15 protein-coding genes are annotated in these 14,755 nt (G+C 53.7%); 10 read left to right on the plus strand and 5 right to left on the minus strand.

Annotated elements, in window-relative coordinates:
* Positions 1-93 precede the first annotated feature (93 nt).
* A complete protein-coding gene (gene parE, locus FFS57_RS10175; RefSeq protein WP_137937681.1) occupies positions 94-2,064 on the plus strand; it encodes a DNA topoisomerase IV subunit B in 1,971 nt (656 codons plus the stop codon).
* The gene (locus FFS57_RS10180; protein ID WP_137937682.1) at positions 2,064-2,585 is read left to right on the plus strand and encodes a hypothetical protein; all 522 of its coding nucleotides are present in this window, start codon (positions 2,064-2,066) and stop codon (positions 2,583-2,585) included. Before parE ends, FFS57_RS10180 begins: the two co-directional genes overlap by 1 nt.
* A 30-nt stretch (positions 2,586-2,615) precedes the next feature.
* Here FFS57_RS10180 and FFS57_RS10185 read toward each other — a convergent pair whose 3' ends face one another.
* Positions 2,616-3,068 (minus strand): DUF4442 domain-containing protein, encoded by a 453-nt coding sequence (locus FFS57_RS10185; protein WP_137937683.1) that lies wholly within the window; start codon positions 3,066-3,068, stop codon positions 2,616-2,618.
* Positions 3,069-3,383: 315 nt separating this feature from the next.
* Here FFS57_RS10185 and FFS57_RS10190 point away from each other — a divergent pair, with 315 nt between their 5' ends.
* From FFS57_RS10190 to FFS57_RS10205, 4 genes are all read left to right on the plus strand, one after another.
* Positions 3,384-3,839 carry a CesT family type III secretion system chaperone gene (locus FFS57_RS10190; RefSeq protein WP_171013812.1) on the plus strand — a complete coding sequence of 152 codons (456 nt, stop codon included), beginning with the start codon at positions 3,384-3,386 and terminating at the stop codon, positions 3,837-3,839.
* Positions 3,840-3,863: 24 nt separating this feature from the next.
* The gene (locus FFS57_RS10195) at positions 3,864-4,703 is read left to right on the plus strand and encodes a hypothetical protein (protein WP_137937685.1); all 840 of its coding nucleotides are present in this window, start codon (positions 3,864-3,866) and stop codon (positions 4,701-4,703) included.
* 54 nt (positions 4,704-4,757) lie between these two features.
* Positions 4,758-5,057: a YkgJ family cysteine cluster protein gene (locus FFS57_RS10200; protein WP_137937686.1), complete on the plus strand. Its 300-nt coding sequence runs from the start codon at positions 4,758-4,760 to the stop codon at positions 5,055-5,057.
* 306 nt (positions 5,058-5,363) lie between these two features.
* A complete protein-coding gene (locus FFS57_RS10205) occupies positions 5,364-5,675 on the plus strand; it encodes a hypothetical protein (protein ID WP_137937687.1) in 312 nt (103 codons plus the stop codon).
* Between the two features lie 116 nt (positions 5,676-5,791).
* On the opposite strand, the gene FFS57_RS10210 is transcribed toward FFS57_RS10205, so the two are convergent.
* Positions 5,792-7,933 carry a M12 family metallo-peptidase gene (locus FFS57_RS10210; RefSeq protein WP_137937688.1) on the minus strand — a complete coding sequence of 714 codons (2,142 nt, stop codon included), beginning with the start codon at positions 7,931-7,933 and terminating at the stop codon, positions 5,792-5,794.
* 527 nt (positions 7,934-8,460) lie between these two features.
* The gene (locus FFS57_RS10215) at positions 8,461-8,862 is read right to left on the minus strand and encodes a nuclear transport factor 2 family protein (RefSeq protein WP_137937689.1); all 402 of its coding nucleotides are present in this window, start codon (positions 8,860-8,862) and stop codon (positions 8,461-8,463) included.
* Positions 8,863-8,970: 108 nt separating this feature from the next.
* Here FFS57_RS10215 and FFS57_RS10220 point away from each other — a divergent pair, with 108 nt between their 5' ends.
* From FFS57_RS10220 to FFS57_RS10235, 4 genes are all read left to right on the plus strand, one after another.
* A complete protein-coding gene (locus tag FFS57_RS10220; protein WP_137937690.1) occupies positions 8,971-9,849 on the plus strand; it encodes a LysR family transcriptional regulator in 879 nt (292 codons plus the stop codon).
* 78 nt (positions 9,850-9,927) lie between these two features.
* Positions 9,928-10,806 carry a DMT family transporter gene (locus tag FFS57_RS10225; protein ID WP_137937691.1) on the plus strand — a complete coding sequence of 293 codons (879 nt, stop codon included), beginning with the start codon at positions 9,928-9,930 and terminating at the stop codon, positions 10,804-10,806.
* Positions 10,803-12,242 carry a DNA-3-methyladenine glycosylase 2 family protein gene (locus tag FFS57_RS10230; RefSeq protein ID WP_137937692.1) on the plus strand — a complete coding sequence of 480 codons (1,440 nt, stop codon included), beginning with the start codon at positions 10,803-10,805 and terminating at the stop codon, positions 12,240-12,242. The genes FFS57_RS10225 and FFS57_RS10230 overlap by 4 nt, the downstream gene beginning before the upstream one ends.
* Positions 12,239-12,727, plus strand: coding sequence for a methylated-DNA--[protein]-cysteine S-methyltransferase (locus FFS57_RS10235; protein WP_349306730.1), 489 nt, complete (start codon positions 12,239-12,241; stop codon positions 12,725-12,727). The genes FFS57_RS10230 and FFS57_RS10235 overlap by 4 nt, the downstream gene beginning before the upstream one ends.
* On the opposite strand, the gene FFS57_RS10240 is transcribed toward FFS57_RS10235, so the two are convergent.
* Positions 12,717-13,733 (minus strand): methyl-accepting chemotaxis protein, encoded by a 1,017-nt coding sequence (locus tag FFS57_RS10240; RefSeq protein ID WP_137937693.1) that lies wholly within the window; start codon positions 13,731-13,733, stop codon positions 12,717-12,719. The genes FFS57_RS10235 and FFS57_RS10240 overlap by 11 nt on opposite strands.
* A 17-nt stretch (positions 13,734-13,750) precedes the next feature.
* Positions 13,751-14,593 carry a cache domain-containing protein gene (locus FFS57_RS10245; protein WP_171013814.1) on the minus strand — a complete coding sequence of 281 codons (843 nt, stop codon included), beginning with the start codon at positions 14,591-14,593 and terminating at the stop codon, positions 13,751-13,753.
* Positions 14,594-14,755 lie beyond the last annotated feature (162 nt).

Here is a 14,755-nt window from a genome sequence, read left to right on the forward strand (position 1 = left end):
TTTTTATTGCGATATACAGTACTTTGCCGCTTTTGATCAGCCGTCTACCATGCTATGCTGCGCCGCGAAAACATCCTTTCCAGATTATCCGCCATGGCAGTTCAGCAATACGACGAATCCTCCGTCAAAGTTCTCAAGGGCCTGGAACCGGTCAAGCACCGGCCCGGCATGTATACCCGCACGGAAAATCCGCTGCACATCATTCAGGAAGTGATCGATAACGCTGCTGACGAGGCGTTGGGTGGCTTCTGTAAAACCATCACTGTACGCGTGCATAGTGATGGTTCGATCTCGGTACAGGACGACGGGCGTGGTATTCCGGTCGGGCTGCATCCAGAAATGGGTGTGCCGACCGTTGAAGTCGTGTTCACCCAGTTGCACGCCGGTGGCAAATTCAATAAGAAAGACGGCGGTGCTTACAGCTTCTCTGGCGGTTTGCACGGTGTCGGCGTCAGTGTCACCAATGCATTGTCAACCAAGCTGGAAGTAAGCGTGCGCCGTGATGGAGCCGAGCATCGGTTAGTGTTTGGTGATGGCTTTGTGCAAGAACCCTTGGTGCAGGTACGCGAAGTCGGCAAGAAGAATACCGGTACCTTTGTTCGTGCTTGGCCTGACGCCAAATATTTTGATTCACCCAATATCCCGATGGGTGAGCTGGAACACATTCTGCGCTCCAAGGCAGTGTTACTGCCCGGCATTACGGTCAGCCTGACCATCGAAAAACGCGATGGCACCGAAGATGCCAAGCAATGGTGCTATCCGGACGGCCTGGCCGGCTATCTGTCGGAAATGCTGGCCGAGCAGGAATTGGCTGTGCCCTTGTTCAAGGGCGAGAAATATGTCGCAGAAGAGTCCGAATCCTTCGCCCGTGGCGAAGGTGCCGCCTGGGTGATCACCTGGACGGAGGAGGGGGGAACGGCGCGTGAATCCTATGTGAACCTGATTCCGACACCGTCAGGCGGAACGCATGAAACCGGATTGCGTGATGGCGTGTTCAACGCGATCAAGAATTTTGTCGATATGCACAGCTTGCTACCCAAAGGAGTCAAGCTGTTGCCGGAGGACGTATTTGCCCGTTCATCCTTCGTACTGTCTGCCAAAGTGCTGGACCCGCAGTTCCAGGGGCAGACCAAGGAACGCCTGAGTAGCCGCGACGCGGTACGACTGGTGTCTGCCATGTTGAAAGACCCATTCGAACTGTGGTTGAACGAACATATCGAGTACGGCAAGAAGCTTGCCGAGCTGGCGATTCGCCAAGCACAAAGCCGGATGAAGGCTGCCCAGAAAGTGGTCAAGAAGAAGTCATCCGGTGTAGCGGTGTTGCCCGGCAAATTGACGGATTGCACGTCAGATGACGCTTCCCGAACCGAATTGTTTCTGGTGGAAGGTGATTCCGCAGGCGGCTCTGCCAAGCAGGGCCGTGACAAAGACTTTCAGGCCATTCTGCCCTTGCGCGGCAAGGTGCTGAATACTTGGGAAGTCGACCGCAACGAGCTGTTCGCCAACAACGAAGTGCACGACATTGCGGTGGCGATTGGTGTCGATCCCCACACATTGGAGGATGCTGCCGATTTGTCTGGCCTGCGCTATGGCAAGATCCTGATCATGTCGGATGCCGATGTGGATGGCTCACATATTCAGGTGCTGTTGTTGACCTTGTTTTATCGCCATTTTCCGCAACTGATCAAAAACGGCCACGTCTACATCGCCCAACCGCCGCTGTATCGCATCGATGTACCGGGTCAAGGCAAGAACAAGCCACCCCGCAAGTATTACGCGCTGGATGCGGGTGAGCAAGAAGCCATTCTGGATAAGTTGCGCCTGGAAAAGGTGCGCGAAGGCAGTTGGCAAATCTCCCGTTTCAAAGGCTTGGGTGAGATGAATGCGGAACAATTGTTCGAAACGACCATGAGCCCGGACACTCGCCGAACACTCAAGGTCAGCATTGAAGCGCTCGAAGCCGATACCCGCCGGATCATGAACATGCTGATGGGCAAAGGCGAAGCCTCCAGCCGTCGTTCGTGGCTGGAAAAGCACGGTAATGCTGCAGAGGGCGATATCTGATGCGCTTCGTGGCGCTGCTGGGTTTGCTGGTCTTACCCGTCGCTCTGGCGGCGGAAACCTCGTTGTGCGGGCCCGGTGAAACGGTGTATTACACCTGTGTCACCAAGACGCCAAAGGGGCGCAAATGGGCCGCCTTGTGTGGGGAGGCAGACCAGCAACGCCGCCCGACATGGCTACAGTACCGCTTTGGTAAGCCTGGTGCCATTGAATTCGCCTATCCAGCCGAACACGCCGGCAGCTTGAAGAAATTCATGGCCGGACACTATCTGCGCCCTTATCAGGGGCCGGATACGGCGATTGATTTCGGGTTGATCCGGTTCAAAAATGGGGCTTTCGATTACGTGCTGGAATACTCGGCAGATGACAAGTCAGCGACTCGTACCATTTCGGTCAAAGGCCCGGGTGTTGATCGGAATCTAACGTGCCTGCCACCTTTGCCACCGACACACATGCTGTCTGCGATTGAATCGCTGCCTTGCGACCCTGATTTTCCAATGCCCAACATGCGGTGTGCCGAGTAGCCTATTCGGCTTGAATGCGGTTGATAGATTTCAGCTCTTTGTAGGCTTGCGTTTGATATAGAGCTGCTTTGTCACCTTGGCAACCAGGTTGCCTTGCATGTCATGAATCAACACGGGTAGCTCTGGCAGGTACTTTTCTCCATCCGCTGTTTTTTGGCGGATTTCGTCGATGATTGAATCCTTGATATCAAACCTTGCCGTCACCTTGCCTTTGCCGGGGGCAATGAAGTCGATGTGCGCCGATTTATCCCAGACGTAGTATTCCCGCCCCAGAATCTGCATCAACATCAGCATGTAAAACGGATCGGTCATCGCGAACAATGATCCGCCAAAATGCGTGCCGACATAATTGCGGTTATACCAGCGCATGCGCAGTGCCACGGTGGCCTGCCTAAAATCCGGTGCAATGTGCTCGACCTTGATTCCAGCGCCCATGAACGGTGGCCACAAGTTGATGAACCATTTCAATTTGCCAGGTGACATACGGATACCTAAATTCAAACAATCGTTTGCTTGAATGGTTCCGGAAAGTAAGTGTTGTGTCAAGGCAATTACAGATCAATTGAGTGCAGCCTATTGATTTAAGGTAGTTGGCTTGGCACTGGCCTCACAATGGCGCCGTATGCCGCAGTTGATTGGTTCCGGTACAGATTCAGTCGCTGTTTGGAACTGCCTGCCGGTTTCTGTCACTTATCAGGTATGGCCGTAGCTGCCAAATCCATTGGATACCCGCCTAATTGGCTGACGTGGGTCGGTACTACAGCGCCATGGGGGCTAACTGGGTACGAAAGGGAGAACATGCATAACGAGAAGAAAGTCAGAGATTGTCTGGAAGACATGGGCAATCGTAATGGCATCGCCGGGTTGAGGTTGGAGGCTGATGGCAGTACTGGGTTGGCACTCAAAAATGGGAAGCATCTGTACTTTAGGTATTTGGCAGGGCAGAACAAATTGTTTTTCTATAGCACGTTGACCTTATGGCAGCCACGGGATGGTATGGAGGTAATCCAGCAAGCCATGTCAATGAACTGCCTGGAGTCGGGAACGGAAGGTGGGGTGATTTCCTGGTCCATGTTTCAGCAGGCGTTATTACTGCAGGCCTCTATCGCCGTGGATTTGGTATCGGTAACGCGCTTGGAGCAGGAAGTCGAACTTTTCATCAATAAGCTGGATGCCGTGAAACAGCGTTTGTGCGACGTGTCGATGCCCACATCCGCATTGCCGGGCAGTTTTTCAAACCAGACTTATGCCTGATTCGCCGAACTAGGGAAAAAGCGAATGCTTTCAAGACTTGCAGCAAATGTATTGAAAACGACGGGCGGTGTTTTGGTCGGCGTGGCTGTTGATCGCACAGCCAGGGGGATCGAGGGTGCGACACAAACAAATGCGCCTGATCCTATGCCACGACATCCACCGATGACTGGTACAGGGAATGAGCGTTTACACCAAGTGGCGGTTGACATTGCCCCGTCAGAAAATGCCAACCCGATTTCCGACGGGTTTTCCAAACAGGTTGAGAATCGAGTGGATCTGTTACAGAAAATGGCAACGGTTGCACAAAATCCAGTCGAGGCAATGCAGCAGCTTGAGCAGGGTGTTGAACACCTGAAGTCGGATCTCGAGGTAGCGCGTGGCGCAGTTAAAGTTGTAGGGGGGCAAGCCACCATTAATCCGGACGATGTCACCCGAGTTGCAAAGGCCGGCGTACAAACCGCAGCTAACAATGTAGCGGAACATCTACGGAACATGAACCCTGCCGATGCGTTTCATGCAGCAGTCGATGCGACCCAACATGCGACGGATGCCACTTATGTGGCTGCAACAACATCACAAGATGGAATTCAGGAAGTGATTGGTGCTGCGCATGATCGCGCAAAGCATGAAATGACATCTGCCATGTTAGGCATGGCAGAAACGCAAGCACTTGCAATGGGTGTGGCAATGCTTCCATTCCCAGGGGCCCCGATTGTTGGCGGAATGATCGGGATCAGCGGCGCGATGTCTACGGGGGCCAAGGTTTCTGAAGTGTTGCACGATCTAGGCGGAAGTGGCGATCAGCAGACTTCGGCTATGCGCCAGGAAATGTCGTCGATTCTCAAGGAAAAAGCTCGTGAATGACAGACGTGGCTTGGTAGTCGTATTGGTCCGTTACGTCTTGGGGGAGGGATGGCAATGAAATACCCTTGCACTCGCTGTGGCAGTTGCTGCCGCAAAATGGAAAGGGTGGCTGGACTGAATCGTGGTGACGGCGTTTGCCGTTTTCTGGATGAGCGGACAGATTTGTGTACAGTTTATGCGACTCGACCATTGCAATGCCGGGTGGATGATTCTTACACCATGCGGTTTCGCAGTACGATGAGTGCACGTACCTACTACATGGCACAAGTAAATCGGTGTACAAAGCTGAATCCAATCAATGCTGCATTGTCACATGATGTCACAGCTGCATTGCAGCTTGCTGGATTGGATTAAGAACTGCTAACAAAACCCTTCTGGTGTTGTTGTGCAAACTCGTCGTACGCTCGTACTGTCTTTGTTTGCACGCCTAACCAGAATCACTTCGCTGGGTTTTGTTAGCGGCTCTAAGCATCACGATTTGCTTGGTAAATTGGTGATGGCTTTATTTGAATTTCTAGTTAAATAAATGTGTGGGATTGGTTGGTTTTTAAGTTCAGTTTTCGTTCATCTAACTGGCGTTAATGTGTGAGCCATGCCGGACGCGATCCAGCGAAACGAAACCGGTAATGAATGCTTAACCTAAACTGAATGGAGATGTAAATGAACAAACTGATTGCTACGCTGATTGCTTCCGCTTTTGCTGCTGTTTCCTTCAGTGCTGTTGCTGCCACACCTGTAGCAGATGCCAAGCCTGCCGAAACCAAACCCGCTGTTGAAACGAAGGTGGAAGCAAAAGCAGAAGCAAAGCCTGCCGCAGAAGTGAAGGCAGACACCGCTGTTAAGCCTGCAGTGGAAAAGAAGGCCAAGAAACCTGCCAAAGCAGCTAAAAAAGCAGAGGAAAAAGCACCCGCTGCAGAAAAGGTAAATGATACCAAGCCAGCAGAAAAGAAAGCTGAAGAAAAGAAATCTTAATCAGGATTTTAAATGAATATTAAAAATGGCGGAATTATTCCGCCCTTTTTCATTGCTTGATTGATATTTAAAAAGGCAGGCCAATAAAGTATTGGCTGGCTTTCAAATATAGGGATCTAAAGTGGTCCAGGGTCCTTATGGAGTTGATAGAGCTCACTACCTGCCGAAATAATGCTGGTCGAAACTGGATTGTTGTCCAGCTGCTGCCAGCCTGGGCAGCTGTTTCCGCTGCATGGCACCCCGGTATAACGCCAGATCGCACCACCAAAGTGCAACTGATATAGCGAATTGGCTGCAGCCAGGCTAACGGTCTGCAAATTGTTGTCCAGTTTTTGCCAGCCCGGGCAACTGTTCCCGCTGCAAGGTGTACCCGTGTAACGCCATACACCGCCGTCATTATGCAATTGATATAACGCACTGCCGGCAGCTTCAATGGCGATTGTCTTGGCATTGTTATCCAAGCGTTGCCAACCCGGACAACTGTCGCCACTGCAGGGGACGCCAGTGTAACGCCAGATCCAGCCATCTTTGTGCAACTGATACAGGCTGCTACCGGCAGAGGCGATGGCAATGGTCTTCGGATTATTGTCCAGCCGTTGCCAGCCCGGGCAACTGTTACCACTGCAGGGAACGCCGGTGTAACGCCAGATCCAACCATCTTTGTGCAACTGGTACAGGTTACCACCCGCGGCGGATACGGCGATGGTCTTCGGATTATTGTCCAGCCGTTGCCAGCCAGGGCAACTGTTGCCACTGCAGGGAACACCGGTGTAGCGCCAGATCCAGCCATCCTTGTGCAATTGATACAGGTTTGCACCATCTGCAGCGATTGCGACGGTTTTTGCATTGTTGTCGAGTCGCAGCCAGCCAGGGCAACTGTTGCCACTGCAGGGAACGCCGGTATAGCGCCAGATCCAGCCATCATTATGCAACTGGTACAGATGCCCGGGCGCTGCGGCCAGTTGCACGGTCTTTGGATTGTTGTCGAGCATCTGCCAGCCAGGGCAGCTGCCGCCACTACACGGTACACCGGTATAACGCCAGATTGCCCCCGCTGGCGCACGGAAGCCCGATACCGTTGATGCCGTCAAATTCAACACCCTTGCGTTGTCATGGGTTGCGGTGGTTCCCATCGGGACGCCGCCGTAGCTGACATTGGGATTGGACCAATATTGCAGGCGTGGGCAAGAACTGCTGCAGTTGTAGGCCATGATGGTGCGCCAGTTGTTGCCATAGCGATAGCCGTGCCCAAATGCATAAGGCGTTGTGGATCCATCTGCTTCAGGATTATGGCGTGCGCCTTGCAGGTGGCCGATTTCGTGGGCAAATGAGTAGTAGCCTGTAGCACAGCTGTAGTGCACGGTTGCAAAGGCGCTTTTTGCGTCAGATTTTATAGCGGCAGCCATACCGCAAAAATCAGTTTTGTTCAGAACCAACATCGTCACGTCTGCACTGTAGACATCACGTTGGGTATGCACTTCATCCATGAATCCGTCACGGGTGTTTTTCAGGTGTGACACGATGGTGTCGTAGGTGTAGGCGGCTTCGTTATAGTTGACACGGAACACCTTGCCTAATTGCAGTCTGGCGTTGATGCCGCTATTGATGTAACTCTGGTTTGTTTCATCAATTGCCAATTGAATCGTGCCGCGGATATCGGCGGTGGCTGTCTCTGCCGCCTTGGTGTAAGCAACGGCAACCGAGACTGGATACGGAGCCAACAATAATGATGAATCAACGGCTTCGGGTTGGCCTGTCAATGGGTTATCCGGAAAGTAAGGTGCACGATTCATACTGGGGGGTTCGTCATCCGGCATGTTTGACAAATCCACCTGAATCAGCGAGTGCATACCATTACCCAGTGGGCGAATCTGATAGAGCTCCTTACCACTGCGGATCGAGCCAGTGACATTGTCGCCACGAACAACCAACGTAGCTTCGCCCGGTAAATTCGATAGTGTACCGTACCAGGTAAAGTCCTCTTCAGAACGCTTGTCGATACGGGTACGGTTGGCTTGCACCTGCAGGTTAAAGCGCAATGTCAATTCCAATGTGTCGTCTGCAAGCGCTGCCAGATTCAGTTTGACCATACTGATCTGCTTGGTCATCTTTTCCTGCTTGATCTGGTCCACCATGCGTTGCTGATCAAGGCTGATGGCAGCCATGTCCCGTTCTGGCATCGGTACGAACAAGGAGCCGGCCTGGGCGGCGCCTGAGATCAGTAAACCCAATGCCAATACACTATGTCGACATTTCATCTGAAAGGCCCTCGATAGAAAGAGATTGGATATGAAGAGATGCAAGCAGCCATGTCCGCATGAGCTGAACTTGGCATGCACTACTTGAACGTCAACTGGCACGACTTGCCAGGGAGCGGCTCGCTACCGCACAGGAGAGAAAGACAAAGCCATGTTGGATCAACGGCTTGGGCGGTCGAGCGGGTGTCGTATTCGGATGCTAGAACGTCAAAAATCAAATGCCAAATAGATTCTAAAATCCGGAAAAATGCATTTTAATGAAAGGCCTATTCATGCTGTTTCATATGGATGCGGGAACGTAATTTGACGATGTCGCAAAATTGACTCCTGACATCATGCATGTTGATTTGCGACAACCCGGCACGGATTGAGTGCGTGCGTCTTCTTGCCACACCGGTGGTGCTGACGTTGATTTAGAGCCGTTAACAAAACCCTTCTGGTGTTGTTGTGCAAACTTGTCGTACTCACGTACGGCCTTCGTTTGCACGCCTAACCAGAATCACTTCGCTGGGTTTTGATAGCGACTCTTAGTGGATCGCTGATTCCAGCGCGGCAGTGTCTTCATAAAAGTGGTAATGCACCAATTGCCCAGCTTCTACTTTGGCAATCAGGGCCCAGTCGCTACTGAACCACTTGTCGGTTGCGGTACTTTGATGCCGTAACTGCCCGTACAGCGCCACTTGGTTGCCATCGCATAGTCGGCCCTGGATATCGAACTGGCCAGGCTTCAGTACGGAAGCGAAATGTTGCAGCATGGTTTGCATGCCGCTGGGGCCTATGAAGCGGCCATACAATGGGTTGTCTGGGCTGGGGGTCGCACGGGATGGAATGATCAGCGCCTCTGGATGAATCAGCGCCAGTGCAGCATGTATTTGGCCAGTGAAGACGTGTTGCAGGAACTGATCGACGATGGCTATCGGGGTTGTCATGGTTTGTCTCTTTTGAGTAATCGAATTGACAGCTTACTGTGCGAAAAAAGAAACAAAAATAGCAATCGCCGCAGATATTATGTGCGAATTTGCACGGAGTGACAGGCAATGGTGTGGGACGATGTCCGGTACTTTCTGATGTTGGCTCGGGTTGGAAGTTTGTCGGCGGCGGCAAGACAATTGCAGGTTGAACATTCAACTGTCGCGCGAAGGGTTGATGCATTGGAGCAGGCACTGAAGTTACGTTTGTTCGATCGATTGCCGAGAGGTTGGCAGATGACGGCAGCGGGCGAATCACTGATGAATATGGCGGAACGACTGGAGGAAGAGGCGCTGTCATTTGAGCGGGCTGCATTGGGTGTGGCTGAACTGTCCGGCCATGTCCGCGTATCGGTTCCTCCCGCATTGGCCAGTCATTTCCTGGTACCGCACATGCATCATTTCATGCAACGTTATCCGCAAATCCACTTGGTAATGGCTGCCGAGGCGCACAAGGTGAATTTGGCCCAACATGAGGCTGATCTGGCGATCCGTCTTGGGCGGCCTGAAGCATCAGGCTTGGTGGCGCGCAAACTGGCAGACATCGGGTATGGCCTGTATGCGACGGCAGCGCATCTTGCATTGCCAGTTGGAGAACAGGCTGTGTTGGGGTTCGATGAAGCATTCCCGGCCTTGCCACAGAAAAAATGGTTGTCTGCCTGGTTGCATGAACGGGTAGTCGTGCTGCAATCCAATGATTTGATGGTGTTGTTCCAAGCTGCCTGCGCAGGGTGGGGGATTGCACTGTTACCCCATTTTCTGGCGCAAACGGCCCCAGCCCTGCAACTGGTGCCGGACGCCCCGCAGTGGCCTTATCGTGAGGCTTGCCTGGTCCTGCATCCTGATCTGCGCCGTGCCCCGCGTGTCAGGGCAATTGCGGATGAATTGATTGCGTTGTTTCAGCTTCATGTCGAGGTATTGCGGGGGCCCGGGTGTGTTGAAATATGATGTCCGAAAACGGCGAGACGACACTGGATCATCGCGCTAACATGGGCAACATCTTCTCTTTGCAGGTCGACTGCTATCATGACTGCCCGCAATCAAATCGATCTGTTATTGCTGGCTGCCCTCTGGGGCGCCTCTTTCCTGTTCATGCGAGTTGCCGTACCCATATTGGGACCATTGGCGCTGATTGAATTGCGGGTAGTGGTGGCCGCAGCTTTTTTGCTGCCAATTTTGGCATGGCGCGGACAATTACTTGTCTTGATAAGCCATTGGCGGCCATTGGCGGTGGTCGGTATGCTCAATTCTGCCTTGCCATTTGTGTTGATTGCTTACGCCACACTATCACTGACTGCAGGCTTTGCTTCTGTCATCAATGCAACGACCCCGATGTTCGGTGCCTTGGTCGCATGGTTTTGGCTGAGTGAACGACTGAATTGGCTCAAGGTGCTGGGATTAGTGATTGGATTCGCGGGCGTGGCCATACTGGTGTGGGACAAGGTTTCCTTCAAGACTGGTACAACAGGCTTGGCCGTGATGGCTGCATTGCTTGCAACCTTTGCTTATGGTGTGGCTGCCAGCTACACCAAACGCTACCTGCATGAGGTTGTGCCATTGGCGATTGCGGCGGGTAGCCAGCTATGGGCAGGTATCGTATTACTGCCATTTGCGGTTTGGCAATGGCCTGTAGGTGATATTCCGGTGTCGATCTGGCTGAATGTCCTGGTACTAGGCATCGCGTGTACCGGTCTGGCTTACATCCTGTATTTCCGGTTACTGGCGGAGTTGGGGGCCACACGTGCTACAGCGGTGACTTTCCTGATCCCGGTATTTGGCGTGGTCTGGGGAGCGGTCTGGTTAGGGGAAACGGTCACATTGCGCATGCTGGCTGGTGGTGTGGTGATTCTGCTAGGGACGGCGCTGACCATGGATGTATGGTCACTGAAGAGGCGCACACCATGAAACTGAGTAACGATACTTGCTATACCGCCTTGTTGTCCCGCGATGCCCGCTTTGATGGCCGATTCTTTGTGGGTGTGGCTTCCACCGGGATTTACTGCCGGCCAGTGTGCCGGGTGCGTGCACCTAAACAGGAAAACTGCAGTTTCTATTTGAGTGCGGCAGCGGCCGAAGCACAAGGTTTTCGCCCATGCCTGCGCTGCCGACCAGAATTGGCGCCTGGCAATGCCTCTGTCGATGCACAAAGCCGCTTGGCGCAAGCTGCTGCGGGCCTGATTGAGGATGGTTTGTTGCAGGAAACCTCTTTGGAAACTCTGGCCAAGCAATTGGGCGTGACGGATCGGCACCTGCGAAGGGTCTTTGCGGCGGAGTTTGGCGTCAGTCCCGTGGCCTATGCTCAGACACAACGGCTGTTGCTGGCGAAACGGCTGCTGACCGACACACGTTTACCGTTTGCCGATGTGGCTTTTGCTGCGGGCTTTCGTAGTGTACGCCGCTTCAACGCCTTGTTTGCTGAACGCTATCGTCTGCAACCCGGCGCGCTACGACGTAGCCAAGCCGACGCGCAAACCGACGACGCTTTATGCTTTGAACTGGCCTATCGCCCACCTTATGCCTGGGAGGCAATGTTGATCTTTTTGGCAGGTCGGGCCATTGATGGGGTAGAACAGATCATGCATGGCGAATACCGTCGAGCTGTCCGGGTGACACATCATGGGCACGAACATTTTGGGTGGTTGACGGTTAGTCACCTGCCACATCGAGCTGCATTACGTGTCCGCTTGGCGCCATCATTGGCTGGGGTGGTGCCATTGGTACTGGGACGGGTAAAGCGCTTGTTTGATCTGGGTGCGCAACCGGATGAGATTGCCCATCATCTGGGCGGGCTGGCCGCCAACGAACCCGGCTTACGGGTACCGGGCGCGTTTGATGGTTTTGAAATGGCCGTGCGGGCCATTTTAGGTCAGCAAATTACGGTGAAAGCGGCTCGGACTCTGGCCGGGCGGATTGCACAGTCACTGGGCGTGTCAATTGTGACCCCGTTTGCGGGTGTGGATCGTTGCTTTCCATCAGCTGCCGAGCTGGCCAACCGGACGGTGGATGATATTGCCAGCCTGGGGGTAATCAGTGCCCGGGTGCGGGCCATTCAGGCGTTGGCGGGTGCGCTGGTACGGCAGGACCTGGTATTGGCACCAGGCAACGAGATCGAGTTGCAGCTGAATGCACTGCGTGCCTTGCCAGGCATTGGTGAATGGACCGCGCAGTATCTGGCGATGCGGGCGCTGTCTTGGCCAGATGCTTTTCCGCATACCGATTACGGCATCCGCAAGGCACTCAATGAAACCAACGATCGCAAGGTATTGGCGCACGCCGAGGTATGGCGGCCGTGGCGGGCCTATGCGGTGATGCATTTATGGCGAACTCTGGCGGAGTCATGATGAAGAACTATTCAACTTTCGATAGCCCCTTGGGGCCAATGCTGGCCGTAGTAGATGATGCCGCGCTGTGCGGGCTGTATTTCGTTGGCCAACGTTATTTTCCGGATGTGGACGAAACTTGGCAGCACCAACCAGACTTCCCGTTGCTACAACAAGTCAAAGCGCAACTGGATGAATATTTTGAGGGTAACCGCACCGTGTTTGATGTGCCATTCAAACCGCACGGCACACTATTTCAACAACGGGTCTGGCAAGCGTTGCTGGCAATCCCGGCAGGGCAAACACGCAGCTATGCGCAACTAGCTATCCAGCTGAACCTGCCCAATGGGGCCAGGGCAGTGGGCGCTGCCGTGGGGCGGAATCCGATTTCCGTAATGATTCCGTGCCATCGGGTTGTGGGGAGCAATGGCAGCTTGACCGGGTATGCCGGCGGGCTGCCACGCAAACAGCATTTGCTGGGGTTGGAGCGGTCGGTTACAACTTGAAACCACCCATCATGCTCTTCAACTGTGATGCCAGACTATTCAGGTCATTCAGGGTACCGCGGGCATTCTGCAGAGCCGAGTCGGAATCGTGAATACGAGTCGTCATGCGCTCGGCACTTTGCGCCATTGCCGTTGTTGCCTGCTTCTGTTCATTGGTGGATAGCGCGATTTCACTCATTTTTTCCACCACATTGGCCATATTGCTTTGAATATCGAGAATGATCGTGGTGGCTTTCTCACACATGCCAACCCCTTGGGTGACTGATTCCACCGTGCCTGACATGCTCTTGGTCGCCTGATTGCTTTCATCGCGCATGGCATTGATCATATTGCCGATCTCGACCGTCGCGGTCGAGGTCCGTTCGGCCAGTTTGCGGACTTCATCGGCGACCACGGCAAAGCCACGTCCCTGCTCACCGGCACGGGCCGCTTCAATGGCGGCATTCAGGGCCAGCAGATTGGTCTGGTCAGCAATCTCCTTGATCACATTCACAATCCCAGCGATCTGCTGTGAGCGCTGTTCCAGCGCTCCTAGTACCTGGGCCAGCTGCTGTACCTCCTGTGCAGATCGGCCGACTTCGGTGGCGACTTGCTGCATGGTATCGCCACTCTGTTTCGACAACCCCCCAGTGGCACGGACCAGATCCTCAACATCGGAGGCATTGTCGGCAATGTGCGAGATACTGACGGTGATCTCTTCGACCGTGGCGGCATTGGCACTAGAAATATCGGACAAATGCTGTGAATCGGTTGCGACCTGCCGTACCGTACTGTTCAGCTCATTCACGCCGTTGGTCAGGTTATCGGCTTCATCACGCACCTGTCGGAACATGGTGCGCAACTGTTCCAGAAAGCGGTTGAAGGCATCGGCAGTCTGAGCGATTTCATCCTGGCCACGAATCTGGATAGAGCGGGTCAGATCGCCACCACCAGAGGCAATCTCGCGCATGGCATCGCGTACCCGGTTCAGATCTGCCAGCATCCGCCCCAACAGAATGCCTGCCAATGGTACGACGATGACAATCAGCAGGATGGCCCCCCGACGCTGAGCAACAGCAGTTGGCGTAACGGTGCCAGCGCTTCGCTACGGTCAATAGCCAGGCCCAGGTACCAATCAGTACCCTTGATCGGGGACAGCCGAAGAAAATCATCCCGGCCACTGATCTTCACTTCAGCTAGCTGCTTGTCGTCTGCAATCTTGCTGAGCGATTCCGGGGTGATGCCTTCTGCAATGTCGGTAACGGGTTTCAGTACCCGGTCCTTGTCGCGATGGATGATCAGTTTGCCATTCTTGCTGACCAGAAAGGCATAACCACTGGCGCGCAATTTGATTGACAACACACCCTCGATAATTTGATCCAACGTGACATCGGACGCAACCACAGCGCTGACATCGCTGCTGGATTTGACTGGTTTGGCAAAAGATATCAGCAGCTTGCCGGTACTGGCCGAGGTATAGGGGTCGGTAATCACGCCATCTCCCACCTCCACCGCCTTTTTGTACCACGGGCGTGCGGTTGGGTCGTAATCTGGTTTTCGAGGGCGCTCTTCGGAAAAGACGGCACGTTTGTCAGCGTAGCCAATGTAGACAAGGTCGAAGTCACCGGCGGCATCCAGCAATTTCAGATAGGGTAACGGGTCGCCTTCACCAGCAATGGCAGTCAAAGCGCCGGTGGCCCGTGCTTTTTCCGCTACCCAGCCACTCAGTACAGTGCCGTAGCCACCGATTGCCGTATCGATTTCCTGCGTAATACCTGCCAGCACTTCGTTTTTCATACGGGTATAGGCTGATACGGTCAACAAGACTGTGGTCAGCATGATTAAAATGGCAACAACCAAGGTGAGCCGGGCGCGAAGCGAACGCATGTGGATCTCCATCAAACACACAATTTGAAAACAGCACATCCCATGCACTGTCTTAGCGCATGGGATGGTTTCAGGCCACCCTCATTGTGTGGCTGAGGGTGAATCATTCCTGTTTCGAATGACAATCCAACGTTGTCACGGCTTACCGGCCTAGCCCTAGGG

This window comes from Chitinivorax sp. B (genome assembly GCF_005503445.1).
In the GTDB taxonomy this organism is placed as follows: Bacteria; Pseudomonadota; Gammaproteobacteria; order Burkholderiales; family SCOH01; genus Chitinivorax.

Excerpts from the sequence above, each read along its gene's own strand:
- FFS57_RS10190 (WP_171013812.1), top strand. The coding sequence starts at position 3,384 with ATGCATAACGAGAAGAAAGTCAGAGATTGTCTGGAAGACATGGGCAAT.
- FFS57_RS10200 (WP_137937686.1), top strand. The coding sequence starts at position 4,758 with ATGAAATACCCTTGCACTCGCTGTGGCAGTTGCTGCCGCAAAATGGAA.
- FFS57_RS10180 (WP_137937682.1), top strand. The coding sequence starts at position 2,064 with ATGCGCTTCGTGGCGCTGCTGGGTTTGCTGGTCTTACCCGTCGCTCTG.
- FFS57_RS10220 (WP_137937690.1), top strand. The coding sequence starts at position 8,971 with ATGGTGTGGGACGATGTCCGGTACTTTCTGATGTTGGCTCGGGTTGGA.
- parE (WP_137937681.1), top strand. The coding sequence starts at position 94 with ATGGCAGTTCAGCAATACGACGAATCCTCCGTCAAAGTTCTCAAGGGC.
- FFS57_RS10205 (WP_137937687.1), top strand. The coding sequence starts at position 5,364 with ATGAACAAACTGATTGCTACGCTGATTGCTTCCGCTTTTGCTGCTGTT.
- FFS57_RS10225 (WP_137937691.1), top strand. The coding sequence starts at position 9,928 with ATGACTGCCCGCAATCAAATCGATCTGTTATTGCTGGCTGCCCTCTGG.
- FFS57_RS10235 (WP_349306730.1), top strand. The coding sequence starts at position 12,239 with ATGATGAAGAACTATTCAACTTTCGATAGCCCCTTGGGGCCAATGCTG.
- FFS57_RS10245 (WP_171013814.1), bottom strand. The coding sequence starts at position 14,593 with ATGCGTTCGCTTCGCGCCCGGCTCACCTTGGTTGTTGCCATTTTAATC.
- FFS57_RS10230 (WP_137937692.1), top strand. The coding sequence starts at position 10,803 with ATGAAACTGAGTAACGATACTTGCTATACCGCCTTGTTGTCCCGCGAT.
- FFS57_RS10215 (WP_137937689.1), bottom strand. The coding sequence starts at position 8,862 with ATGACAACCCCGATAGCCATCGTCGATCAGTTCCTGCAACACGTCTTC.
- FFS57_RS10195 (WP_137937685.1), top strand. The coding sequence starts at position 3,864 with ATGCTTTCAAGACTTGCAGCAAATGTATTGAAAACGACGGGCGGTGTT.
- FFS57_RS10210 (WP_137937688.1), bottom strand. The coding sequence starts at position 7,933 with ATGAAATGTCGACATAGTGTATTGGCATTGGGTTTACTGATCTCAGGC.
- FFS57_RS10185 (WP_137937683.1), bottom strand. The coding sequence starts at position 3,068 with ATGTCACCTGGCAAATTGAAATGGTTCATCAACTTGTGGCCACCGTTC.